This window comes from Rhizobium ecuadorense (assembly GCF_001187535.1).
GTDB lineage: Bacteria > Pseudomonadota > Alphaproteobacteria > Rhizobiales > Rhizobiaceae > Rhizobium > Rhizobium ecuadorense.
The window spans coordinates 136,691-160,539 of record NZ_LFIO01000381.1; the positions used below are offsets into that span (position 1 = coordinate 136,691).

General features: G+C 62.3%; 25 protein-coding genes and 1 riboswitch. Of the genes, 17 read left to right on the forward strand and 8 right to left on the reverse strand.

Annotation, left to right across the window (positions count from 1 at the left end):
• Positions 1-36: 36 nt before the first annotated feature.
• Positions 37-237: a hypothetical protein gene (locus tag AF337_RS08865; RefSeq protein WP_049731852.1), complete on the reverse strand. Its 201-nt coding sequence runs from the start codon at positions 235-237 to the stop codon at positions 37-39.
• A gap of 278 nt (positions 238-515) precedes the next feature.
• Here AF337_RS08865 and AF337_RS08870 point away from each other — a divergent pair, with 278 nt between their 5' ends.
• The 3 genes from AF337_RS08870 to AF337_RS08880 are packed head-to-tail and all read left to right on the forward strand — an operon-like array spanning position 516 to position 1,230.
• Positions 516-749, forward strand: coding sequence for a DUF2171 domain-containing protein (locus AF337_RS08870; RefSeq protein WP_049731853.1), 234 nt, complete (start codon positions 516-518; stop codon positions 747-749).
• A gap of 53 nt (positions 750-802) precedes the next feature.
• Positions 803-1,012, forward strand: a complete 210-nt coding sequence (locus AF337_RS08875) for a hypervirulence associated TUDOR domain-containing protein (protein WP_049731854.1) — start codon at positions 803-805, stop codon at positions 1,010-1,012.
• Between the two features lie 32 nt (positions 1,013-1,044).
• The gene (locus AF337_RS08880; protein WP_049732037.1) at positions 1,045-1,230 is read left to right on the forward strand and encodes a DUF3008 family protein; all 186 of its coding nucleotides are present in this window, start codon (positions 1,045-1,047) and stop codon (positions 1,228-1,230) included.
• 35 nt (positions 1,231-1,265) lie between these two features.
• Here AF337_RS08880 and AF337_RS08885 read toward each other — a convergent pair whose 3' ends face one another.
• Positions 1,266-1,985: an MgtC/SapB family protein gene (locus tag AF337_RS08885; protein WP_049731855.1), complete on the reverse strand. Its 720-nt coding sequence runs from the start codon at positions 1,983-1,985 to the stop codon at positions 1,266-1,268.
• Positions 1,986-2,219: 234 nt separating this feature from the next.
• Between AF337_RS08885 and greA the strand changes: the two genes are divergently transcribed.
• Both greA and AF337_RS46245 read left to right on the forward strand, forming a co-directional pair.
• Positions 2,220-2,702, forward strand: coding sequence for a transcription elongation factor GreA (gene greA / locus AF337_RS08890; protein ID WP_049731856.1), 483 nt, complete (start codon positions 2,220-2,222; stop codon positions 2,700-2,702).
• 125 nt (positions 2,703-2,827) lie between these two features.
• A complete protein-coding gene (locus AF337_RS46245; protein ID WP_425287884.1) occupies positions 2,828-3,100 on the forward strand; it encodes a hypothetical protein in 273 nt (90 codons plus the stop codon).
• Between the two features lie 40 nt (positions 3,101-3,140).
• Here AF337_RS46245 and AF337_RS08900 read toward each other — a convergent pair whose 3' ends face one another.
• The gene (locus tag AF337_RS08900) at positions 3,141-4,034 is read right to left on the reverse strand and encodes a LysR family transcriptional regulator ArgP (RefSeq protein WP_049731857.1); all 894 of its coding nucleotides are present in this window, start codon (positions 4,032-4,034) and stop codon (positions 3,141-3,143) included.
• A 101-nt stretch (positions 4,035-4,135) separates the two neighbouring features.
• On the opposite strand from AF337_RS08900, the gene AF337_RS08905 reads away from it, so the two are divergent.
• Positions 4,136-4,744, forward strand: coding sequence for a LysE/ArgO family amino acid transporter (locus tag AF337_RS08905; RefSeq protein WP_049731858.1), 609 nt, complete (start codon positions 4,136-4,138; stop codon positions 4,742-4,744).
• 44 nt (positions 4,745-4,788) lie between these two features.
• On the opposite strand, the gene AF337_RS08910 is transcribed toward AF337_RS08905, so the two are convergent.
• Complete coding sequence (locus AF337_RS08910) at positions 4,789-5,073, reverse strand: hypothetical protein (RefSeq protein ID WP_049731859.1); 285 nt, start codon at positions 5,071-5,073, stop codon at positions 4,789-4,791.
• A gap of 75 nt (positions 5,074-5,148) precedes the next feature.
• Between AF337_RS08910 and AF337_RS08915 the strand changes: the two genes are divergently transcribed.
• Both AF337_RS08915 and AF337_RS08920 read left to right on the forward strand, forming a co-directional pair.
• Positions 5,149-6,090 carry a LysR family transcriptional regulator gene (locus AF337_RS08915; protein ID WP_184343505.1) on the forward strand — a complete coding sequence of 314 codons (942 nt, stop codon included), beginning with the start codon at positions 5,149-5,151 and terminating at the stop codon, positions 6,088-6,090.
• Positions 6,091-6,189: 99 nt separating this feature from the next.
• Positions 6,190-6,345 carry an entericidin domain-containing protein gene (locus AF337_RS08920; RefSeq protein ID WP_003540537.1) on the forward strand — a complete coding sequence of 52 codons (156 nt, stop codon included), beginning with the start codon at positions 6,190-6,192 and terminating at the stop codon, positions 6,343-6,345.
• A 76-nt stretch (positions 6,346-6,421) separates the two neighbouring features.
• Here AF337_RS08920 and AF337_RS08925 read toward each other — a convergent pair whose 3' ends face one another.
• Entirely contained in the window at positions 6,422-6,772 is a 351-nt protein-coding gene (locus AF337_RS08925) for a hypothetical protein (protein ID WP_049731861.1), read from the reverse strand.
• A gap of 34 nt (positions 6,773-6,806) precedes the next feature.
• On the reverse strand, positions 6,807-7,808 hold the full coding sequence (locus AF337_RS08930; RefSeq protein ID WP_184343503.1) for a glycine betaine ABC transporter substrate-binding protein: 1,002 nt from the start codon (positions 7,806-7,808) through the stop codon (positions 6,807-6,809).
• Between the two features lie 733 nt (positions 7,809-8,541).
• Here AF337_RS08930 and AF337_RS08935 point away from each other — a divergent pair.
• The 3 genes from AF337_RS08935 (at position 8,542) to AF337_RS08945 (ending at position 12,289) form a co-directional block, all read left to right on the forward strand.
• The gene (locus tag AF337_RS08935) at positions 8,542-9,996 is read left to right on the forward strand and encodes a cobyric acid synthase (protein WP_049731862.1); all 1,455 of its coding nucleotides are present in this window, start codon (positions 8,542-8,544) and stop codon (positions 9,994-9,996) included.
• 219 nt (positions 9,997-10,215) lie between these two features.
• Positions 10,216-10,986, forward strand: a complete 771-nt coding sequence (locus tag AF337_RS08940) for an SDR family oxidoreductase (protein WP_049731863.1) — start codon at positions 10,216-10,218, stop codon at positions 10,984-10,986.
• Positions 10,987-11,203: 217 nt separating this feature from the next.
• Entirely contained in the window at positions 11,204-12,289 is a 1,086-nt protein-coding gene (locus tag AF337_RS08945) for an adenylate/guanylate cyclase domain-containing protein (protein ID WP_049731864.1), read from the forward strand.
• A gap of 20 nt (positions 12,290-12,309) precedes the next feature.
• On the opposite strand, the gene AF337_RS08950 is transcribed toward AF337_RS08945, so the two are convergent.
• Positions 12,310-14,100 (reverse strand): chloride channel protein, encoded by a 1,791-nt coding sequence (locus AF337_RS08950; protein ID WP_049731865.1) that lies wholly within the window; start codon positions 14,098-14,100, stop codon positions 12,310-12,312.
• Between the two features lie 227 nt (positions 14,101-14,327).
• Positions 14,328-14,724, forward strand: a riboswitch (cobalamin riboswitch).
• 302 nt (positions 14,725-15,026) lie between these two features.
• On the opposite strand from AF337_RS08950, the gene cobU reads away from it, so the two are divergent.
• Genes cobU through cobO form a run of 4 tightly spaced genes read left to right on the forward strand, consistent with a single transcriptional unit; the run spans position 15,027 to position 21,267 of the window.
• On the forward strand, positions 15,027-15,551 hold the full coding sequence (gene cobU, locus AF337_RS08955; RefSeq protein ID WP_049731866.1) for a bifunctional adenosylcobinamide kinase/adenosylcobinamide-phosphate guanylyltransferase: 525 nt from the start codon (positions 15,027-15,029) through the stop codon (positions 15,549-15,551).
• Positions 15,552-15,555: 4 nt separating this feature from the next.
• Positions 15,556-16,605: a cobalamin biosynthesis protein CobW gene (gene cobW / locus AF337_RS08960; protein ID WP_049731867.1), complete on the forward strand. Its 1,050-nt coding sequence runs from the start codon at positions 15,556-15,558 to the stop codon at positions 16,603-16,605.
• A 4-nt stretch (positions 16,606-16,609) separates the two neighbouring features.
• On the forward strand, positions 16,610-20,635 hold the full coding sequence (gene cobN / locus AF337_RS08965; protein WP_049731868.1) for a cobaltochelatase subunit CobN: 4,026 nt from the start codon (positions 16,610-16,612) through the stop codon (positions 20,633-20,635).
• On the forward strand, positions 20,632-21,267 hold the full coding sequence (cobO, locus tag AF337_RS08970; protein ID WP_049731869.1) for a cob(I)yrinic acid a,c-diamide adenosyltransferase: 636 nt from the start codon (positions 20,632-20,634) through the stop codon (positions 21,265-21,267). Before cobN ends, cobO begins: the two co-directional genes overlap by 4 nt.
• 37 nt (positions 21,268-21,304) lie before the next feature.
• Here cobO and AF337_RS08975 read toward each other — a convergent pair whose 3' ends face one another.
• Positions 21,305-22,090: a TSUP family transporter gene (locus tag AF337_RS08975; RefSeq protein ID WP_049731870.1), complete on the reverse strand. Its 786-nt coding sequence runs from the start codon at positions 22,088-22,090 to the stop codon at positions 21,305-21,307.
• A gap of 148 nt (positions 22,091-22,238) precedes the next feature.
• On the opposite strand from AF337_RS08975, the gene AF337_RS08980 reads away from it, so the two are divergent.
• A complete protein-coding gene (locus tag AF337_RS08980) occupies positions 22,239-22,658 on the forward strand; it encodes a cobalamin biosynthesis protein (protein WP_049731871.1) in 420 nt (139 codons plus the stop codon).
• Between the two features lie 69 nt (positions 22,659-22,727).
• Positions 22,728-23,678, forward strand: a complete 951-nt coding sequence (locus AF337_RS08985; protein WP_049731872.1) for a nucleoside hydrolase — start codon at positions 22,728-22,730, stop codon at positions 23,676-23,678.
• The last annotated feature ends 171 nt before the right edge of the window (positions 23,679-23,849 follow it).

A 23,849-nucleotide genomic window follows, 5' to 3' on the forward strand; every position in this document is an offset into this window, starting at 1 on the left:
GACGCCGCCGTCATCTTGAGAGGAATGTCGCATTCATTAAACGGTCCGGTGTTTGTTGTCGTCCGTGCTCGGCCAGCCAATGTCCTTGCGGATGTCGAAGGGCATGGCTTCGATTTCGCGGGCGGTCCGCCAGCGTGTCCAGGCAAGCACGAGCTTGCGGGCATGATATGCAAGATCGAAGCGGCCTGCGCCGGAGGTGAAGGGCTTGCCGCCACCGCGATAGGTGAGCGTGGTCATTTTCCGGTTCCTTTCTTTAGGTCGGGGCATGGTCATCGATGGGAGGTTCGTCCATGTCCGTGATCACAATATGGGCCTCCGGGACCCATCATTCAAACGAATAGAGCTTATGGATAACATCAGAGATATTGAATGATCAGCGTTTGCCCGAGGGGCCGACGCGCTGAACTTTGCGGGGTTGCAAAATGCCAAATCGAGGCACGGAGAGGCGACTCGGAACTAAGTCCGCTCCACCTCGTTGCCGCTTCGTAGTTGACAATGACGCAAAGGAGGAAACGATGATTTCCGCAGATCAGATTCGCGAACATATGGAAGTGCTGACGGCCGACGGCACTCATGTCGGGACGGTCGATCATCTCGATGGTCCCACCCGCATCAAGCTGACGAAAACCGACTCGGAGGACGGCAAGCATCACCTGATCCCGATCGATTGGGTCGATCACGTCGACGCGCATGTTCACCTGTCGAAAAACGCCAGGGATGTCCGCAGCCAGTGGGCCACCATCAACTGACGAGCGGTCGGCTGCGGCTTTTGCCGCAGCCTCCTCGCCGCAAGGAAACCCACATGTCCAGGCAATTGAAAAAGGGCGACGAAGTGAGCTGGGATACCAGCCAGGGAAAGACCGAGGGCAGGGTGGTCAAGAAGCAGACCAGCCCGACGAAGATCAAAGATCACACGGTGAAAGCGTCGCCGGCGGAACCGCAATATATCGTCCAGAGCGACAAATCGGGAAAACGAGCCGCGCACAAGCCAGACGAACTCAGGAAGCTTTGAGAGCGGTTGATGCCAACGAGAAGGAGATCGATATGCCGGCCAAGTCCAAGGCCCAGCAGAAGGCGGCGGGTGCCGCACTCTCGGCCAAGCGCGGCGAGACGCCCAAGAGGGAGCTGAAGGGTGCTTCGAAGCAGATGGAGGAATCCATGAGCGAGAAGCAGCTCGAGGAGTTCGCATCCACCAAAAGAAAGGGTAAACCGGAGCACGCCTCCAAATAGGTCGAGACAGCGGTAGCGACGGCGGCGGCGTCCGTTCACGTCGTCGTAGAATGCATCGAAAAATTCGCGACCTCGTGCGTCTCGGCGACGGCGAAAAGAATTGCGCGTGCTGATGCATCCGGATCTTTCGCCATCCAACGCAATTCGAACGTCACCCCGATCCGGCCATCTTCGGTCTGTCCCAGCGAAACGAACAATGCGCTGCATTCAAGAGATCCCAGCACATCTGACAGGTCGGGAATATCGGCGCTCGAGCCGTAGACGACGAGCGTCGCCTTGCGTTCGCAGCGCAGCCAGGTGTCCAGGCGTTTCAGCGGCGACAGCACGATGAAGGCAACGACGGTTGCCACTGTCCCTGTGACGATCTGGCCGCCGCCGAAGCAGAGACCGACCACCGTCATGAACCACAGGGTCGCCGCCGTGGTGACGCCGGTCATCATGTCGCCGCGCCTGAGGATTGCTCCGCCGCCGATGAAGCCGACGCCTGTGAGGACGCCGAGGGGAAAGCGCAGCACGTCCATCTGCGTGAAATAACTGAAGGTTTTCCCGTAGGTCGACAGAAGCAGGTTCGCCTGGACCATCGCAATGCAGGCGGCAAGCGCCACCAGGATCGTGGTCCTGAAGCCCGCGGCATGGCCGCCGCGCTCGCGGTCGAGGCCGATAAGGCCGCCGGCAATCACCGTCAGCATGATGCGGGCGGCGATATCCCACCAGCTAGGCGTCAGCGGCATGACGTCGGTCAGGAGCGAAGGCATGTCTCGCTCCAGACTTCGTCATGGCCTTTCCGCTGCTCGCCGGGCATTCGATCCTCCTCAGCCTCGATGCATCAGGGGTCTGAACGCCATGCGGCGCAGGACGCTCCCCATTGCCGGCGTCGCCGCCGACAGGTCGAGATTGGCGGTTCGGCTGCAGCCGGTGTATGTATGGTCTCAAATATGGGCGGTTCGCCCGTCAACTAAAGGGCACCGCGCCCAAAACGGAGTATAGAATTGGCCGTCGCCTTCACCAAGGAAGAGAGTTTCGAAACCGCTTCGGAAACCCTGCTGCCCGATCGTCCGGTTTCGCCGCATCTGAACCTGGTCACGGAGGCGGGGTTGAAGGCACTGGAATTGCAGTTCCAGCGGGCGCGCGAGGCCTATGATGCAGCGAACCCCATCGAAGACGTCAACGAACGGCGGCGGCAGGCGGCGGGTCCTTTGCGCGATCTGCGCTACCTCGCGGCAAGGCTGCGCACCGCCCAGCTCATGCCTGACCCCACGTCAATTGCCATTGTCGCCTTCGGCAGCACGGTGACCTTCAGCCGTGACGACGGGCGCGTGCAGACCTATCGGATCGTCGGCGAGGACGAAGCCGATCCCAAGGCCGGATCGATTTCCTATGTCTCGCCGGTGGCCCGGTTGCTGATGGGAAAGGCGGTTGGCGATGTGGTGGAAACGGGTGGCCAGGAGCTGGAGATTATCGCTATCGCGTAGGGGCGCAAAGCGCACCGGGTTTGGCGATGCGCAATGATCAATACAAAAATGGTACCGAGAAGTGCTTTATTCGTCGGACGTTTCCCGATCGCGGCCTAGAAGGTGACATTCCACCATCGAAAGTCATGCTTATGGTCAGCGCAATTTCCAGTTCTGCGTCCACCCTTTTGAGTTCAGCCGCGTCAACCTCGTCTTCCAGTTCGTCCGATCAGCTCGCTTCTCTCGATGCGCAACTTGCCGGAAAGAAAGCAGCGCTGTCGCAGACACAGGACGAGGAGAAGAAGGCCACAATCGAAAAATCCATCGAGACGCTGGAAGCCAGGATTGCCAAGCTCGAGGCGTCCGAGAGCAGCAAGACCGAGGCCAGCGAGTTCGGCAGCCGCACGGCTTACGTATGACAGCGCCTGCTTTGAGCCGCTGTTTGTTCTGAGCGACGCTTCAGAGATTGCGCTTGGCCACGGTGATGACCTCGCGCGTCAGTTCCGCCAGGCGATCGGCGGCGAGACGGTTTATCTGCCAGTAGAGCGGGACATCGAGCGGCGTGTCGGGAACGAGTTCGACGAGCCGTCCCGAGGCGAGATGCTCGCGGGTCAGCTGGGTCGGGTTCATGCCCCAGGCCATGCCCGAAAGGGTGGCCTCGACGAAACTTTGCGGCGACGGCAGCCAGTGGGTGGGATAATCGAGATCGTGTCCGAATGTCTGCCTCACCCAACTGCTCTGCAGCCTGTCCTTCTGGTTGAAGGTCAGGGCAGGCGCGTTGCGGATCGCCTCGTCGGTGACGCCATTCGGAAAGTGGCGGGTGACGAAGTCCGGTGTTGCTGTGGCGTGGTAGCGCAACACGCCGAGGGCAAAGCGCCGGCATCCGCGGACCGGTTTTTCCAGGCTGGTGACGGCTGCTATCACCCGCCCGCGCTGCAGCCATTCGGCGGTGTGATCCTGGTCGTCGACGGCGATGTTCAAGAGATGGGAAGAGTTCCTGGCGAAGTTCGACATGGCCTCGACGAACCATGTCCCGAGGCTGTCGGCATTGGTCGCGATCTGGAGCGTCACCCTTTGGCGTGGCTCGTCGGGATGGACGAGAGCCGGCAGCTGCCCGAAGAGTTCGGCTTCGAGCATGCCGACATTCTCCATATGGCGGCAGAGCCATTCTCCCTTTTCGGTCGCTGTGCAGGGAGCGCCTCTGACGATGAGGACAGTGCCGAGGCGCTCTTCAAGCTGCTTGACACGCTGCGATATGGCCGACGGCGTGACGTTCAGCACGGTCGCAGCTTTCTCGAAGCTGCCCGTCTGGACGATTGTTGCGACGGCGCGGAGAGCGGGATAGTCGAGCATGGATTAGATATGCTTACTTTGGATAAGTTGGTTTAATTAGCCTAATTCAACGAATGGCGATACTGCAACCCCCACCGAAGTCTGGGGCGTTTGCCGAAACGATGAATTTTTCGATCTATTTTACCGGCCTGATGGTGGGCCTCAGCCTGATCGTTGCGATTGGCGCACAGAACGCCTTCATCTTGCGCCAGGGCCTGCGCAACGAACACGTGTTCGCCGTCTGCTTCGCCTGCGCCTTGTCGGATGCAGTGCTGATCGTGCTCGGCGTCACCAGCCTGCAGCAGATCGCCCGCTTCATGCCGTGGCTCGATCCGGTCATGCGTTATGGGGGAGCGGCGTTTCTGGCCTGGTATGGGGCGAAAAGCCTCTATTCCGCCCTCCGGTCATCCGCGACCCTGGCCGCAGCGGAGACCAAAACGGCGAGTTTCCGGCAGACGCTCGCGACCTGCCTGGCGCTCACCTGGCTCAATCCGCATGTCTATCTCGATACGGTCGTGCTGCTCGGCACGATCTCGACGCGCTATCCCGGGCAACAGGCTTCGTTTGCCGCGGGGGCGGTGACAGGTTCCTTCCTGTTCTTCTTTTCCCTCGGCTATGGCGCGACATGGCTGCGGCCGATCTTCTCGAAACCTTCATCCTGGCGGATGCTGGAAACGCTCGTCGCTTTCATCATGTGGATCATCGCGTTCAAGCTGCTGGGCGGGATGTGATCGCCGCTCGACCGGCGAGATCTGCTGGATCCGGCGGTTAATGGTCAGGGGGTGCGGACGATCAGAAGGGCGCGCAAGCTTTTTGATGGACGGATGTTTCCGGATGTGCGCATCCGATAAGGCACGCCGATCCTACAATCTTCAGCAGCGGTTCGGCTAGCGGCGGAGGCGGCGACCGTCAACTCTATCTTGGGCTGACAATCAGCCAGCAGATGCGACGGAAAACGCCTCAGCTGCCGGAGCGCATGCTCATGGTTCGCATCCCTGCGCCTCTGCGACTTGAACGCGGAAAGAGCCTGTACGATATTCCAGATGCTCATGTTCCACATGTCGGGGCCTCTTTTTGCTGCATCGGCTGCTGACCCCTCGAAATATGGCGCGCGATTGACATTCAATCAAACAAAATGATATTGGGTTATAAATCAGAAAAATTGAAAGATGCGACGATGAGCCTTCCCTTTCGCCGTCCCATTCCGCTGCTTGACAACGATGTGCTGCGTACCTTCGTCGCCATCGCCGAGACAGGCAATTTTTCCACAGCCGCGGAGGCGGTCTTCCGCACGCCGTCGGCAGTGTCGATGCAGATCAAGAAGCTTGAGGAGCAACTGGGCGCGACGCTGTTTTTGCGTGACGCCCGCTCGGTATCGCTGACGCGCCATGGCGAAATGCTGTTGTCCTACGCCCGCAATATCCTGGCACTGTCGAACGAGGCGGTGTCGCGCTTCATCATGCCGGAACTCAGCGGTGTCGTCAGGCTCGGCGCGCCGGAGGATATCGGCGAGCGGCTGCTGCCGAGCATCCTGAAGAGTTTCGCCGAGAGTTATCCCGGCATCATGGTCGACGTGACGATCGACATGAGTATGGGCTTGAAGAAGCGCATGGAGGAGCAGCGGCTCGACCTGGCCTTGATCAACTGTGCGACGCGGCCGTTCCCCACAGGCGGCGAGGTGGTATTCCGTGAGCGGCTGGTCTGGGCCGGCGCCCGGTGCGGTTCGGCACATCGTCGCGATCCGCTGCCGATCTCGATCTGGGAGGATGGCTGCATCTGGCGCCAGGAGGCTCTTTCCCAGCTCGAACGCAACAAGCGGCACTATCGCGTCGCCTATCTCAGCGGCCACACCATGGCGCAGCGCGCCGCCGTGCTCTCCGATCTCGCCATTGCGCCGCTGCCGCTGTCCTATATCAATGAGGACATGGCGATACTCGGCCCGCAGGAAGGCCTGCCGGAACTCGGCGCTTTCGATATCCGCCTGCTGACCGCTTCGCAGGTGTCGGGGCCGATCGAGACGGTGGCCGACAGCATTCGCGGCGCCTTCGCCGAGAGAGCGAAGGCGGTCGCCGCCTGATGATCTCGTTCAGGCGTTGAACCTTTTGTCCCCTTGTGCGTTATCGGCGCGAACGGCATAAGTCCCGTTCGGGGTTGATTTCAAACAAGGATATTCGAAATGACGACAACGGCCAAAATTGCCGCAGCCTTGATGGTTCTTCTTGCCCTTTCCTCCTGCGGCAACACGATTCGCGGCATAGGAAAAGATACGGCAAACACCGTGAACGCTACCCAGGATGCCGGCCGCTCGGTTGACCGCGCCGCAAAGAAGTAATGATCGTTCAGATTTCCTCTGGGGGATCGCCGGATCAATTAATTGACCGGGACCGGATCAAATTGACCGGGCCGGATCAAGGGTTGACCGGGGGATAAGCCTTTTCCAGGCCGCCGGATCGGTCAAGACCGGTCCGGAAGGCCTGGTAGGCGGGATGCTGGCTTGAGCGGGCAGTTTCCATCAGCCGGATCTGCAGTCGATCCGGCGCTTGAGCTCCGAGCCATACTCCGAGATTTTCGAGCTTCAGCGAGTTCAGGAACCGCGAACCGGCTGCCAGATCGAGATGGCGGCGCAGGCCGTCAAGCAGGTTGTCGTCCTGAGCGACATTTTCCATGAGCAGCGTCAGATATGATTTGTCCGTCTCCGACAGCGCGGCGAGCTTTTCCGCAACGGTATCGCGGTCGGGAAAGGGAACGTTGCCTGTCATCTCGAATCGTCCATGCTTGATGGTGTTTTCGCCGTTATAAGCTCGCCTTGACCTTCTCGGCTATATCGGCGGGAACCCATTTCATCCATAGGCCCTCGTAATTGCGAAGGAAATGGATCGCGGCATCCTCGTTGCTCTCGCGGTTTTCGTCCTGCCAGGCAAGCACCTGGTTGATCGTCTGATTGTCCCATTTGCGGGTTTTGAGATAGGTGGTGACAGGCCCGGCACGGCTGGCAAAAGACCTGGTCATCAAGGTGAAGGCGCGCGACACCGGGTAGGAATTGAGTTCCGGCCTGATGCAGCCGGCAACCGCCGTGCAGCGGTCCCACTCGGCCTTGTTGTGGCCGACGCCGAAGCTCAGCCGCGTCATGTCGTATTTGCCGAGGATAGCCGTCGGCGCCCAGTAATAACCGAGCCAGCCGACCTTGTTGTCGAAGGCGTGGGCGATCGAAGCGTCCAACTGTTCGGGGCTGCCGGTCTCGACGAGTTCGAAGCCTTTCTTGTCCGCGGCAAGCGCCTTGAACAGGTTGGTGGTCGATATCTGGCAGCTCCAGTCGGCGGGACAATTGTAGACCGCGCCCTTCGACGCACCGTCTTCGGCGGGGAAAAGTTCCGGATGCCTCATTGCATCTTCAACCGAGCGGATGTCGGGATTGGCGTCGGCGATGAATTTCGGGATCCACCAGCCCTCGACGGCGCCGTCGGCCAGGATCTCGGCTCCCTGCACCAGCCGGCCGGTGTTGACGGCCTGATCGAGCAAGGCCCTGACGGAATTGATCCAGTATTCCGAGGCAATGTCGGGGGTGCCCTTCTCGTTCATCGAGGCAAAGGTCGGCAGGGTGTCGCCGTCGACGATGGTGACGGAGCAGCCGTAGCCCTTTTCCAGGATGATCTTGTCGAAATTCGCCGCAATGCCGGCCGAGGCCCATTTCATCTCAGCGATCGAAACCTTGCCGCATTCTGCGGCTTCGGCCGGCACGACGGTAGAAAGAGCCGCGGCAAAGACGGCCGGAATCAGAAACGTCTTCATCGTCATTCCCCGAATTCTTCTTTACAGCGCCGCGTCTTTTGCGATGCGCTGAGGACGCTGTGAGGCTTTGAATTTATGGACGCACAGCCGGGGCGGAAAATCAGCCGCAAGTTTCTCCGGCGCCCGAAGGGAAATGCCTTGCGGGCGATGCCGCGACAGACATTTCCGGTTCACGAGCGCCTTTCGTCCTTGCGGGCTCCGGCAGCTTATCGCAGGTCATGGCTCGAAAATGGCGTTTTTGGGAAGCCTACGCGTTCGCGCGCAGAAATCAACTATCTTCTGCTGATGGTTGTAAGACTAAATGCTTGAATTCCAATAATTTATCTCAACATCCCGAAAATGGCCCCTTTGAGCGAACTGCACGCTCTTGGCGATCGCCGGCGGATCTTCGGCAGAAATTTCGGCGAGTAAGTCAAAAAAGATCGAAATTAACATTTGCGTAAGCCTTCAATAACTCTCCGGTAAGAATGTGCCGTTATCAGTTGGGTCGTGGCGGCAATGACCGCCGCTTCTCCGGTTCAGGTAGTGCGTTCGGGGAAAGCGAGCTTCGCCGTGTAGGGGCGAAGACGCCAGAGTTTTCGGCAAACCGCGCAGAGCTAAGGCCATGCGCGGTTTTCGCGTTTCTGCGGGAAGCTTGAGCAGGGTCACGTCCTGACTCAGGGCAGATCTTGACCGAGGGCACGCCTTGACCCGGCGTCGTCGCCCATTGTAGGCCTCGCCTCAGCGAAAGGCGGCCACCATGGCAAGAGCGATCATGCTGCAGGGAACCGGCTCGGATGTCGGAAAGACGGTGCTGGTCGCCGGTCTTTGCCGGCTGGCGGCCAATCGCGGGCTTACTGTGCGGCCGTTCAAGCCGCAGAACATGTCGAACAATGCAGCGGTTGCCGATGACGGTGGCGAGATCGGCCGGGCGCAGTGGCTGCAGTCGCTGGCGGCGCGCGCGCCGTCCTCGGTGCACATGAACCCGGTGCTGCTCAAGCCGCAATCGGAAAACGGCAGCCAGATCATCGTGCAGGGCAGGGTATTCGGGCAGGCGAAGGGGCGGGACTATCAGCGGCTGAAGCCGCAGCTGCTCGGCGCGGTGCTGGAAAGCTTCGAAAAAGTCGCTGCGGGCGCCGATCTCGTTATCGTCGAGGGTGCCGGATCGCCGGCCGAGATCAATCTCAGAGCCGGCGATATCGCCAATATGGGTTTTGCAACGCGTGCCGGCGTGCCTGTCGTGCTCGTCGGCGATATCGACCGCGGCGGTGTCATCGCCTCGCTGGTCGGCACGCATGCAATCCTCGATGAGGGCGACCGGGCGATGATTGCGGGCTATATCATCAACAAGTTCCGCGGCGACATCTCGCTGTTTGACGACGGCATTCGCGCGGTCGAAGGCTTTACCGGCTGGCCGTGTTTCGGCGTCGTGCCGTGGCTGCCGGGTGCGGCACGCCTGCCGGCCGAAGATTCGGTCGTGCTCGAACGGCTGGCAAAGGGCGGGGCGGGCGCACTGAAGATCGCTGTGCCGGTGCTGCCGCGCATCGCCAATTTCGACGATCTCGACCCGCTGCGGGCTGAACCGGACGTCGAACTGGTCTTCGTGCGATCAGGCGAACGGCTGCCTGCCGATGCAGGCCTGGTCATTCTTCCCGGCTCGAAATCGACGATATCGGATCTCGCCGACTTCAGGGTTCAAGGCTGGGACCGGGATCTCCGGGCGCATGTCAGGCGCGGCGGCCGGGTGATCGGCATTTGCGGCGGTTACCAGATGCTCGGCCGCACGGTGCATGATCCGCTCGGTATCGAGGGCGGGACGCTCAAGGCGCCAGGGCTTGGGCTTCTCGACGTCGAGACCGAGATGGTGCCTGAAAAAATCGTGCGCAACAGCCATGCCCGCTCGACCGAATACGACGCGCCGCTTGTCGGCTACCAGATCCACCTCGGCATCACCCACGGCCCGGATTGCGACCGGCCTTCGTCCATCGTCGATGGAGCACCCGACGGGGCGCTTTCGGCCGACGGCCGGATCATGGGCACCTATCTGCACGGGCTCTTCGACAGCGACGCCTATCGCGCCTGGCTGCTTCAAAGCTTCGGCCTCTCCGGCGAGCGGCGGAATTACCGCGAGAGCGTCGAGCGGGCGCTGGATGAGATCGCGAGCGACCTGGAGAAGCATCTCGATGCCCGCTGGCTTGCGGAGTTGCTGGGGTAGGGATGGATGTGTGTCGGGCGGGGATTGCTGCGCTGCCTTGCTCTCGCTGGAAGGAGGTCCCCTACGATATGTGTGGTTGATCAGAGGTGGGCGCTATCGAAAGAAGAGATGCTCAGAGCACCAATTTGCGTCCAACGTCTGCCTTTCCGCACTTGCCAAATTAGTTGACTGAGTCCATTAATTCTCCCCACGAGAATCCGGGCGAGAGCGACGAAAACCATGAGCGTATTGGATAGATTTTCACTGGCAGGTCAGGTGGCGCTCGTGACCGGCGGCGGTCGTGGTCTGGGTTTCGAGATGGCACGTGCCCTTGCAGAGGCCGGTGCCCATGTCATCGTTACCGGACGCACGGCGGCGACGCTGGAAGACGCAGTCCGGATCATTCGTGCCGCCGGCGGCACAGCGGAGGCTGTCGCCTTCGACGTCGCCGACCGCGAGGCACAGCGTGCTGCGATGGCCGATATCGAAAGGCTTCACGGCCGTCTCGACATTCTGATCAATAATGTCGGCGCCCGTGACCGGCGGCCGCTGGCCGAATTCGATGATGATGCCATCATCGAACTGCTGCGCACCGACCTGGCCGCCGCCATGACGCTTTCGCGGGACGCTGCCGTGCTTATGAAGCGGCGCAATCACGGCCGCCTGATCGCGGTGACATCTATCAGCGGTCATGTCGTCATGCCCGGTGACTGTGTCTATCCTGCAGCAAAACTGGGTCTGACCGGCCTGATGCGCGGTATGGCGGTCGAATTCGGTCCGCATGGCATCACCAGCAACGCGATTGCGCCCGGCTGGTTTGCCACCGAGACGAACGCGGCGATGGCAGCGAACGAGGAACTGATGCCCTTCGTACGCCAACGCATCCCGGTCCAACGCTGGGGACGCCCGGACGAGATTGCCGGCGCGGCGCTGTTTCTTGCAAGCGGCGCCGCTTCCTTCGTCAACGGCCACGTGCTGACTGTCGACGGTGGCATGACAGTCAGGATGTGAGCCGTCATCGACGGCTGGAAATATCGACGGGGGGCGACTATCAATTGATAGGGCGGCAGCCCGGTTCGGCATCGCCGCCCATTTGCCCGATTTGCCGTCATAAGATTGCGCCGGCTCATGTGGAGGTTCGAAAATTAGCGACCATATTCAATGGATTATAGAGCAGGGAATCACCAGCGAGCATATTGGCGACCTCGTTTCCGGCCTATGCGAGCGGCTGATTGCGGACGGGTTTCCGATCTGGCGGGCGAGTATCAGAATGCCGTCCCTGCATCCCATGTATCGCGGCGTCGCTGCCAATTTCATGCGGGGCGGTGAGACCGTCCTTGAAAATGCCGAGCACGGCAGCGAGACGGAGCGTGACTTCGAGAAGACGCCGATCTTCTACCTTTTGAGCCGCGGCGAAAGAACGGGGCGATGGAATTTGGCGAACGGGGAGGGTCTCGATTATACCGAGCTGAACGAATTCGCGCTTTGCGGGGGCACGGATCACGTGATCAGCCTTTTCGAATTCCCGAAGGAAGTCGCGCTGCGCGGACTTGGCTTCTCGCTGACGAGCGATGCGCCGGGCGGATTTTCCGACGATCAACTGGCGATCGTTGCGGCGCTGTTCCCAGCGCTCGGGCTGGCGGCTTACCGCGTGGCGGTTTCGAAGACCGCGAGCGACATTCTCGCGGTCTATACCGGCGCCAGGACGAGCGCGCGCATCCTTGCCGGCGAAACCCGCAGGGGAATGGGCGGCTCCATCGATGCCGCCATCCTGCTGGCCGACCTGCGCAATTTCACGGCTTTGACCGAGGTTTATCAGCCAGGCGAGATCGTCGGGTTTCTCAACGAGCATTTCGAGCTGATCGGCCGGCATGTCGAGGAAAATTCCGGCGAGATCCTCAAATTCATGGGCGACAGCGTGCTGGCGATCTTTCCGACCGAGGCAGAGGACCCGCAAAAGGCCTGCAGGGCGGCATTGGCTTCGGCGCAGAATCTGCTGAAGGCCAACGAAGAGCTCAATCGCGAGCGGACATGCAACGGAGGCCCCGATATCGGCGTCGATGTGGTGCTGCATCTCGGCGAGGTCTTCTACGGAAATGTCGGCGCCCACGGCAGGCTCGACTTCACGGTGATCGGCAGGGCCGTCAACGAGGCTTCGCGGCTGGAGAAGCTCTGCGGCACGCTTGAGCAGCACCTGCTGCTGTCGGAGAGTTTCGCGGCGACCTGTGCCGTGGCTTGCGAGTATCTCGGATCGTTCGCATTGCGCGGGGTTTCGAAGCGGGCCGACGTGTTCAAGCTCGCCGACGCGGGGTAGCGGCGGCGCAAGCGATGGGATCAGATCTCGCCTGAGACCTCGCGGCGGCGGCGGTCGAGTTCTTCGCTGTAGCGGCGCAGCGTATAACTTTCGCTGAGTTGGCCGATCACCTTGCGTTCGATCAGGTTGTTGACGACGGCGAGCGCTTCGCTTTCGCTCTTGTCAAAGATCGCCGCCGCCTGCCTGGCATTCATCTGCGGCTGCAGGAAATCGTTGCGGTAGTGGATGAAATCGGCCAGCGTCTTGCCCTCGTCCTGGGTGTCGGTCGGGTTGGCGTAAATCTCCGGCACCAGCACGAGGCCGGCATATTTGTCGCTCTCCTCGACGAGGATGACGCGCTGGGCCGAGCCGATCGGGAAGGCCTGCTTGAATTCCTCCAGTGAAATGCCCGCTCTTGCCGTCTTGACGTCGGCGCGCATCAGCTTGTCCACCGTCAGGTTGCGGATCCAGCCGACGTCGTGGGCGCTGCGGATGCTTTCGCCGCGCAGATGGAAGCGCCATGTGGCGAAGGAATAGCCGAAGGTCGAGCGCACGACGAGCGAGGAGGTGATGACGGCGGCGAGCACCAGCACGGTGATCGGGAAATCGCCGGTGATTTCGAGCGCTAGGAAGGTCATCGTCAGCGGTCCGCCGATGACGGCGACGGCAAGCGAACTCATGCCGACTACGGCATAGATGACGGGCGTCAGCGTCGCAGCGGCGAAATAAGGGCCGCAATAGGCAAAGAGCTTGCCGAGCAGGGCGCCCATGAACAGCGAGGCGAAGAACAGGCCGCCCCTGAAGCCGGAGCCGATCGATATCGCCGAGGCCAAGGATTTCAACAGGAAGAGGCCGATCAGCGCCGGGATCGCTACCTCGCGCGAGAGGTTGAGATGCAGCGCGCCGTGGCCGGCCGAAAGCACTTGCGGCGAGATCATCGCCAGCAGCCCGACGACGATGCCGCCGAGCGCGGGACGGAAGGGCGGGGCGATCGAGCTCTTACGGGCCAGTTCCTCGACGAAGGAGACGCCCTGCATGATCAGGATGCCGACGCCGGCGCAGAAGACGCCGAGCAGCAGCGCCGGGATATAATCGGCCGGCACGACCGAACCGAAGCTGCCGATATCGATGGTGAAATCGCCTTCGGCGAGCAGCCTTGCGATCAAAGTGGAAACGAGGGCGGAGACGACGACCGGGGTGAGCGACACAATCGTATAGGTGCCGATGATCAGCTCGAAGGCATAGAAGGCGCCGGTCAGCGGCGCGTTGAAGGCGGCGGCGATCGCGCCGGCCGCGCCGCAGCCGACGAGGATGCGCAGATCCGAGCGGCGAAGCTGCAGCTTCAGGCCGAATTTCGATGCAAGGCCGGCGGCAAGCTGGGTATAGCCAGCTTCCAGGCCGACGGAGGCGCCGAAGCCGTTGGAGATCAGGTTCTGCACGGCGACGATAACGCTGTCGGTCAAGGACAGGCGGCCGCCATGCAGGGCATTGGCCTCGATCGGGTCGACCATCGGTTTCTTGCGGCGTTTGGCCAACACGAAGAGCAACAGTCCGAGCAGAATGCCGCCGATGACGGGGGCGGTCAACAGCAGCATCTTGTCGTCGATCACCGACGAGCTCAGCCTTTCACTGTCTGGTATGCCGAAGACCAGCTGATGCAGTTCGTTGGAGACGAAGCTCATGCCGGTGACGGCAAGCCCCGAGGCGATGCCGACGACGGCGCCCGCCAGCGACAGGCCGACTTCGCTGCGTCGCGTCAGCGCCCGCAGCCGCCCCGGATCGAAGAAAACACGCAGCGCCCGGAACCGGCGCCGATCCAATTTCATAAGCATGGCAAGACAACTAGGCAGGAGGAGGCCCGGTCAAGGGCGATGGCGCAGACCGCTTGCGATGTAATTGCGGCGAAAAGCTGGCGCCCGGGTCAAATATTTATGACGTAAGTATCTGATAAATGACGATGTTTTAGGTAGAGTAAGTCGTGTTGCAAGCGTTGCGCCGACTGGCTGGCCGTTCCCGATCGTATCGGCCGGTTGACTTCACCCCTGAGCTTGCCTAACCATCCTAGGATATAACGGATGGTTCCGGATCGGTGTTACGCCATTCCGGATGAAAAGGGAATGTGACGGGGTGGACCCACACCGGGCGCCTTCATCACAGCCGACCCCGCGACTGTAGAGCGGTCAGGGTCTTCCATCCGGCATCGAGCCCTTTCGGCCGGCAGTCTGCAATGGTGCAGGCGGGCGGGACGGGCGACATGCCGGAAAAGCCACTGGACATGCATGGTGATCAACCGGGGTCGGACGCCTCTATTTCTACGAATCGTCCACCTCTTCTCCGATGCAGCCGGGAAGGCGAGGCAGATTCGCTGGCACGATCAGGGGCGACCGGATTCCGGTCTGCCCCGATCGCGGCCGACAACCGTGAGCCAGGAGACCTGCCATTCGTGCCGGGCGAGAAGCCCAACCCTGGGCAAGAGACCCGCTGCCAGCACGGAGGTTGTTTTGGCTGTACGATTGAATTCGGCGCTGCCTCGTGCGGTGCGACGCTGCGATCTCACCTTTTCCCCCGCGGGGAGAAGGTGGCCCGAAGGGTCGGATGAGGGGGCCGCACGGCACCTCCGTCATTTTGCCCTTCGCTTGCGCTCAGTGCATTCGCGGCTTTGCCGCTCACCCCCTCAACCGCCTGCCGGCACCTTCTCCCTGCTGGGGAGAAGGTGGATGTGGCACCGCCGCGCCCTCTCTAGCGGGAGCGCTTGCGCATGACGACCGCTCTCTCGAACACCACCTTCATCCTCGGCGGCGCACGCTCCGGCAAATCCCGCTTCGCCGAATCTCTTGTCGTGTCGACCGGCCTCGATCGTCACTACCTCGCGACCGGCCGGGCGTGGGACGAGGAGATGCAGGCACGCATCGCCCAGCACAGGGCCGATCGCGGTCCGTCTTGGACCACACATGAGGAACCGCTCAATCTTGTCGGCACGCTCGCCGCCATCGACGGCGAGGGGCGTATCGTGCTGATCGACTGCCTGACGCTCTGGGTCACCAATCTGATGATGGAGGGGCGCGAGATGGCGGGGGAATTTGCAGCACTCGCCGATTTTCTGCCGCGCGTAAAGGCGCGGCTCGTTTTCGTTTCCAACGAGGTCGGCCTTGGCATCGTGCCCGACAATCGCATGGCGCGGGATTTTCGCGATCATGCCGGCCGTCTCCACCAGATGATCGCGGCGAACGCCGCCGAAGTCTATTTCATCGCGGCAGGCCTGCCGCTGAAAATGAAGGGTTAAATCCATGAACCAGCAGAAGATTCCCGCAACCGTCATCACCGGCTTCCTCGGTGCCGGCAAGACGACGATGATCCGCAACCTGCTCACAAACGCCGGCGGCAAGAAGATCGCGCTCATCATCAACGAATTCGGCGATCTCGGCGTCGACGGCGACGTGCTGAAGGGCTGCGGCGCGGAGAATTGCACTGAGGACGACATCATCGAGCTGACCAATGGCTGCATCTGCTGCACGGTCGCCGACGACTTCATTCCGACGATGACGAAACTGCTCGAACGCGAACAGCGCCCCGACCATATCGTCATCGAAACCTCGGGCCTTGCCTTGCCGCAGCCGCTGGTTGCGGCTTTCAACTGGCCTGACATTCGCACCCAGGTGACCGTCGACGGCGTCATCACGGTGGTCGACAGCGCCGCTGTCGCCGCCGGCCGTTTCGCCGACGACCACGATGCGGTCGAGGCGGCGCGCGGCGCAGATGAATCGCTTGATCACGAAAGCCCGATCGAGGAGTTGTTCGAGGATCAGCTCACCTGCGCCGATCTGATCGTACTCAACAAGACCGACCTGATCGACGTGGCCGGACTCGGCCGGGTGCGTGATGAGGTCGCCTCCCGCACCGCACGAAAGCCTGCGATGATCGAGGCGAGGAACGGCGAGGTGCCGGCCGGCATCCTGCTCGGCCTCGGCATCGGCACGGAGGACGATATCGCCAACCGCAAGTCGCACCACGAGCTGGAGCACGAGGACGGTGTGGCGCACGACCACGACGAATTCGACAGCTTCGTCGTCGAACTCGGCGCAGTCGCCGACATTGCCGGCTTCGTCGAGGCGCTGAAGGCCATCATATCAGCTCATGACGTGCTGCGCCTCAAGGGGTTCGTCGACGTTTCAGGCAAGCCGATGCGCCTACAGCTTCAGGCCGTCGGCAGCCGCATCGACCACTATTTCGACCGCGCCTGGACGCCTGGTGAAAAGCGCGGCACGCGTCTCGTCGTTATCGGCCTGCACGAAATGGATCAGGATGCTGTGCGGATAGCGATCGAGGCGCTGGCGTAACCCCATGCATCTGCTTCTGGCCCAGCAGGGAACGATCAGCGACGGCGAGGAGGCGATCGACCTCGGGCAGACGCCGGGCGATATCCTGTTCCTGTCGGCTGCCGACAGCGAGCTTGCGGCGGTCGCGACCGCCCATCAAGCGCGTGGTGGACCGCATTCGCTGCGGCTCGCCAGCCTGATGAGCCTCAAGCACCCGATGTCGGTCGATACCTATGTCGAGCGCACGGCGCGACACGCCAGGCTCATCGTCGTACGTGCGCTCGGCGGCGCCAGCTATTTCCGCTATGCGCTGGAGGCGCTGCATGCGTGTGCGGCCCGCAATGGCACGCTGATTGCGGTGCTGCCGGGTGACTCCAGGCCGGATGCAGGGCTGGCGCCGTTTTCGAACATCGCCTCCGATGATCTCGATGCGCTCTGGGCCTATCTGATCGAGGGCGGTGATGCCAATGCGCGCGCCTTTCTCGATTATGCCGGGGCGATGCTGTCGGGTGCGGAGAAGCCGGCGCCGGCGGTGCCTCTGATGAAGGCCGGCATCTGGTGGCCGGGGCGGGGGCTGATCGGGGTCGATGAGTGGCGGCGGGTTGCCGCTAGTATGTCTTCTTCGTCTTCTGAGGTTGTGGCACCCCCCTCTGTCCTGCCGGACTATCGGGGTCGAGCCGCGGGTCTCGACCCGTCCTTCGGACCCCCCACAAGGGGGGAGATCAGGGATGAGAGGCCTCGCTCCATCTCTTCAGCCGAAAGTGCGGCATCTTCAGGCGTTTCTTTTGTTGGAGGCCCAAGCTACTTGCCGATCTCCCCCCTTGTGGGGGAGATGTCCGGCAGGACAGAGGGGGGCGCCCCAAGCTCTATGGAAGAGGTGGGATTTTCCCCCATCGTCGCGATCAGTTTCTACAGAGCCCTCGTGCAGAGCGGCGAAACCCAGCCAATCGAAGCGCTGATCCAATCCTTGCAAGCGCTCGGCCTCAGGCCGCTGCCAGTCTTTGCCTACAGCCTCAAGGATCCCGTCTCGACCGGCATTCTCGAAAGTGTGTTTGCCGCGGTGAAACCCGATGTCGTGATCAACACGACCGGCTTTGCGGTTTCCGCACCCGGCGCCGACCGGCAGCCGACAGTGCTGGAGGCGAACGGGGCTGTGGTGCTGCAGGCCATCCTGTCGGCCTCGTCGCGGGAGGCATGGGCCGCCTCCTCGCAAGGCCTGTCGGCGCGCGATCTCGGCATGAATGTGGCGCTGCCCGAGGTCGACGGCCGCGTGCTGGCGCGGGCGATCTCCTTCAAGACGGCGGCGCGTTACGACGCGGCCGTCGAGACCAACATCGTCTCCAGCGAACCGGATGCCGGCCGGGTGGGGTATACCGCGCAACTTGCCGCCAACTGGGCGCGGCTGCGCGCCACGCCGGCACGCGACCGGCGCATCGCGCTTATTATGGCGAACTATCCGAACCGCGACGGCCGGCTCGGCAATGGGGTCGGCCTCGATACGCCGGCCGGCAGCGTCGAGGTGCTACGGGCGATGGCGGCAGCGGATTATCCGCTCGCCGACATTCCAGCCGATGGCGATGCGCTGATCCGGCATCTGATGCAAGGGCCGACCAATTCGGGACATGACGGCCGCGTCATCCGCGAGACGTTATCCCTGAGTCGTCACAACAGTTTCCTGGCGTCTCTTCCCAACAAGATTCAGGATGAGGTGAGAGGCCGTTGGGGCGATCCCGAGAACGATCCGTATTTTCGCGAGGGCGTGTTCGCCCTGCCTTTCGCCCGTTTCGGCGGCGTTCTGGTCGGCATTCAGCCGGCGCGCGGCTATAATATCGATCCAAAGGAGAGTTATCATTCGCCGGATCTCGTGCCGCCGCACGGTTATCTCGCCTTCTATGCTTTTCTGCGGCGCGAGTTCGGCGCCGACGCCGTCATCCACATGGGCAAACACGGCAACCTCGAATGGCTGCCGGGCAAGGCGCTGGCGCTGTCGGACGCGTGTTATCCCGAGGCGATCCTCGGGCCGCTGCCGCATCTTTATCCCTTCATCGTCAACGATCCGGGCGAGGGCACGCAGGCCAAGCGCCGGACTGCCGCCGTCATCATCGATCACCTGACGCCGCCTTTGACGCGGGCCGAGAGCTACGGGCCGCTCAAGGATCTGGAAGCGCTGGTCGACGAATACTACGAGGCATCCGGCGGCGATCCCCGCCGCATTCGCCTGCTCAGCCGGCAGATCCTCGATCTCGTCACCGATATCGGCCTCGACCGGGATGCCGGCATCGTCAGCGGCGAAAGCGAAGGCGAAGCGCTGAAGAAGCTCGACGCCTATCTCTGCGACCTCAAGGAAATGCAGATTCGCGATGGACTGCATGTGTTCGGCGTTTCGCCGGAGGGGCGGCTGCTGACCGATTTGACCGTGGCGTTGGCGCGGGTGCCGCGTGGTCTGGGCGAGGGCGGGGATGCGAGTTTGCAGCGGGCGATTGCGGGGGATGTGGGGGTGGGCGGCGTGCCTGTAGCTCCCACATTCGACCCCCTCGACTGCGACATGGCCGCCCTCTGGACCGGCCCACGTCCCGCCATCCTCGCAGACCTCCTCGACGCCCCCTGGCGCACCAACGGAGACACTGTCGAGCGCATCGAGCTGCTGGCGGCGAAGTTCGTTGCCGGTGAGATGGAATGCCCGACTCTCTGGTCCCAAACCAGATTGGTGCTTTCCGAGATCGAGACCCGTCTCAAGCCTTCGATCCTTGCCTGCGGCCCGGCTGAGATATCGGGCCTGCTTGCCGGCCTCGACGGCCGCTTCGTGGCCCCTGGCCCCTCCGGCGCGCCGACGCGCGGGCGACCCGATGTGCTGCCTACCGGCCGAAATTTCTATTCGGTCGATAGCCGCGCCGTGCCGACGCCGGCGGCTTACGAACTCGGAAAAAAATCCGCCGAGCTGCTGGTGCGCCGCTATGTGCAGGATCATGGTGAATGGCCCGATACCTTCGGGCTGACCGCCTGGGGCACGTCGAACATGCGCACCGGCGGCGACGATATCGCCCAGGCGCTGGCGCTCATCGGCGTCAAGCCGCTCTGGGACATGAGTTCACGCCGCGTCACCGGCTATGAGATCATACCGCAGGCCGTGCTTGGGCGGCCGCGTGTCGACGTGACGCTCAGAATCTCCGGCTTCTTTCGCGACGCTTTTCCCGAGCAGATCGCCTTGTTCGATAAGGCGATCCGCGCTGTCGGCGCGCTTGAAGAGGACGAGACCGACAATCCGATAGCGGCGCGCATGCGCGGCGAAGCGGCAAGACTTGCGGAGACCGGCCTCGACGCGGCCTCGGCGAAACAGCGGGCCGGCTACCGGGTCTTCGGCTCGAAGCCCGGCGCCTACGGTGCCGGATTGCAGGCGCTGATCGACGAAAAGGGCTGGGAGCGGCGCGCCGATCTCGCCGAGGCCTATCTCGTCTGGGGCAGCTATGCCTATGGCGCCGGCGAGGAGGGCAAGGCCGAACGCGGCCTGTTCGAGGAGCGGCTGCGCTCGGTGCAGGCCGTCGTTCAGAACCAGGACAATCGCGAGCACGACCTGCTCGACAGCGACGACTATTACCAGTTCGAGGGCGGCATGGCGGCGGCGGCCGAACAACTGACCGGCGCGCGGCCCTCGATCTATCACAATGATCATTCCAGGCCGGAAAAGCCGGTGATCCGTTCGCTGGAGGAGGAGATCGGCCGCGTCGTGCGCGGGCGTGTCGTCAATCCGAAATGGATATCGGGCGTCATGCGCCACGGCTATAAGGGCGCGGCCGAGATCGCCGCCACCGTCGACTATCTCTTCGCTTTCGCGGCGACGACGGGCGCTGTCGGCGCCCATCATTTCGAGGCGGTCTATCAGGCTTTCGTCATCGATCCCGCTGTGCGCGATTTCATGATGGAAAAGAATCCGGCGGCATTCGAAGAGATGACAGCGCGGCTGTGCGAAGCGATCGACCGCAGCCTCTGGACGCCGCGCAGCAATTCGGCCCGGTTCGACCTGGCCATACAACAGAATGAGGTGAGCCGATGAGCGACGAGATCCCGGACAACGCAACGGGCAAGGATGATGCGCGCCATGCCGAGAAGATGGCGAAGAAGAAGGCCGCGCGCGACAAGATCATGGCGACCAAGACCGACGGCAAGGGGCTGATCATCGTCCATACCGGTAAAGGCAAGGGCAAATCATCCGCTGCCTTCGGCATGATCTTCCGCCATATCGCCCACGGCAAGCCGTCGGCCGTCGTGCAGTTCATCAAGGGCGCGATGTGGACCGGTGAACGCGATCTGATCGAGACGCATTTCTCCGATCTCTGCCAGTTCCACACGATGGGCGAGGGGTTCACATGGGAAACGCAGGACCGCGCCCGCGACGTCGCCGCGGCTTCGGCCGCCTGGGAAAAGGCCAAGGAACTGATCCGCGACGAGCGCAATTCCATGGTGCTCCTCGATGAAATCAATATCGCGCTGCGCTACGATTATCTCGACATCAACGAGGTCATCGCCTTCCTGAAGAGCGAGAAGCCTGCGATGACGCATGTCGTGCTGACGGGGCGCAACGCCAAGGAGGAACTGATCGAGATCGCCGATCTGGTGACCGAGATGGAGCTGGTCAAGCATCCCTTCCGCTCCGGCATCAAGGGTCAGCCGGGGGTGGAGTTCTGAGGCGTTCGACGACGATGGACGAGATTAGGTTCGGCGGCTAGACGCCGAGCCAGACGCGCAGCGGATTTGCCGGATCGGCGAGCAGTTTGACCGCAAGGGCGACGCAGACGATGACGAGGAGCGGCTTGATCAGCTTCGAGCCGATGCGCATGGCAAGCCGCGAACCGAGCTGCGCGCCGAGGAACTGGCAGGCACCCATCAACAGGCCGATCTTCCAGAGGATCGCGCCGAAACTTGCGAAGACGATCAGCGCGCCGAAATTCGAGCCGAGATTGAGAAGCTTGGTGTGGGCGGTTGCCTTCAGCACGCCGAAGCCGGCGAGCGTGACGAAGGCGAGCATGAAGAAGGAACCGGTGCCAGGGCCGAAGACCCCGTCATAGAAGCCGATGGCCGGGACCAGCGTCAGGCCGAAGGCGAAGGGCGTGATGCGGCGATGGGTGTCGACGTCGTTGAGGTTCGGCTTGACGGCAAAGAAGATCGCGATCGACAGCAGCAGCACCGGCATGATCGCCTGCAGCACCTGTCCGGGCACGATCGTGGCAAGGGCCGCGCCGAGCGCCCCGCCCATGACCGCCATCAACGCCATCGGCAGCTGTTCGTCAAGCTGCACATGGCCCTTGCGGGCATAGGCGAGCGTTGCCGAGGCTGCGCCGAAGATCGATTGCACCTTGTTGGTGCCGAGCGTCTGCAGCGGCGGAATGCCGGCGATTAGCATGGCGGGAACGGTGATGAGGCCGCCGCCGCCGGCAATCGAATCGACGAAACCGGCAAAGAAGGCCGCCGCGCAGAGCAGCAGAATCAGATGAAGAGCAATGTCAGGCAAGATGGTATTCCGGAGGGGCTTTCGGGTGGCTTTGTTGCATTTCCCATCCCAAGCTGCAATGGCTGGCAGAGCATGATGCTGAAAAGCAGGAGCGGTTTTCCGACGGCATCATCTTCTGAGACACAGCTGAGCGTATTCGACGGCTTCCATGAGCGACATTCCCTTCGATCCTGTACGGCGCCACGTGCTCGGGCTCGGCTGCGAGCGCGGGACGGCGCCGGCCGAAATGCTGGCACTCGCCATCGCGGCGCTGGAGGCGGTGGGTATCGGCGGAGATGAGCTTGCTGCCGTCGCCTCCATCGACAGCCGCAGGCATGAGCCGGCAATCCTTGCCGTTGCCGAGCATTTTGCAGTGCCGGCGTTGTTCTTCGATGCGCGGCGGCTGGAAGAGGAAACGCCGCGGCTCAAAAATCCCTCCGAGATCGTCTTTGCCCGCGTCGGCTGCCACGGGGTGGCGGAATCGGCGGCACTGGCGGCTATTGGCCGGGATGCGGAACTCTTGCTCGGCAAGATCAAATCCGCGCATGCGACAGCGGCGGTCGCCCGCATCGGGTTGCAGAAAGCCTGACGGGCGTTATGGTGGCGGCAATTCGCAGCGCCGTCCGGCAGCTCGCGGTTTACATATAAAGGATATTTCATGCACAAGGTCATTTATGACACGGACCCGGGCGTCGACGACGCCATGGCGCTTCTTTTCCTGCACCGCCATCCCGAAATCGATCTGATCGGCATCACCACGGTTTTCGGCAATGCCTCGGTGGAGACGACGACGCGCAATGCGCTCTTCCTCAAGCGCGAATGGAATATTCCGGCACCCGTCGCCAAGGGCGCCAGCGTCACCATCGACCCCTCGCGCGCTGAGCGGGAATGGCCTTCCATGGTGCATGGCGACAACGGCCTCGGTGATATCGAGGTGCCCGGGACGATCGACCTGCCGCTCGATCCACGCCCGGCGCATCGCTTCATCATCGACACGGTCCGCGCCCATCCGGGCGAGGTGCGCCTTGTGGCCGTCGGGCGGATGACCAATCTGGCGCGGGCGCTGAAGGAAGACCCGGAGATTGCGAGGCTGGTCAAGGACGTTGTCATCATGGGCGGCAACTTTTATGTGCCGGGCAATGTCTCGCCGGTCGCCGAGGCCAATATCCATGGCGACCCAGAAGCCGCCGACATCGTCATGACCGCGCCCTGGAAGGTCACCGTCATCGGCCTCGACGTCACCTCGATCACCACGATGAGCCGCAGCTATCTCGGCGAGATGGCTGCCAGGGGCGACGGGGCGGTGAAGCTGCTAAACGCGCTGTCGCAGTCCTACATCGATTTCTACAAGCATGCGGTCGAGGACGGCATGATGGTGCATGACAGCTGCGCCTCGGTCTATGTCGTGGCGCCGGAGCTGTTTTCGTCGATATCGGGCGCGGTGCGCGTCGTCTGCGGCGGCGTTGCCGACGGTCAGACCATCGTCAAGCCGGACGGCCGCCGTTTCCCGCCGGGCGACTGGGATGGCCTGCCCAGCCAGGTCGTCTGCACCGGCATCGAATCGGGGAAGGTCATCGATCTCATCCGCGACACGCTGCTTACCGCTTGACGCTTGGGAGGCCGGCTGCATTGCGGCCGGCCTTCGCGACCATATGATAATATATTCATATTGTTATTCGGGTTTTTCGAGAATTCGAATCCGCTTCCTCGCAAAGTGAGTCACGGTCATCTCAGCAACTTCAAGTGAGGCGGGGCGCGCGGCGTTGACCTTGGCCTTTCC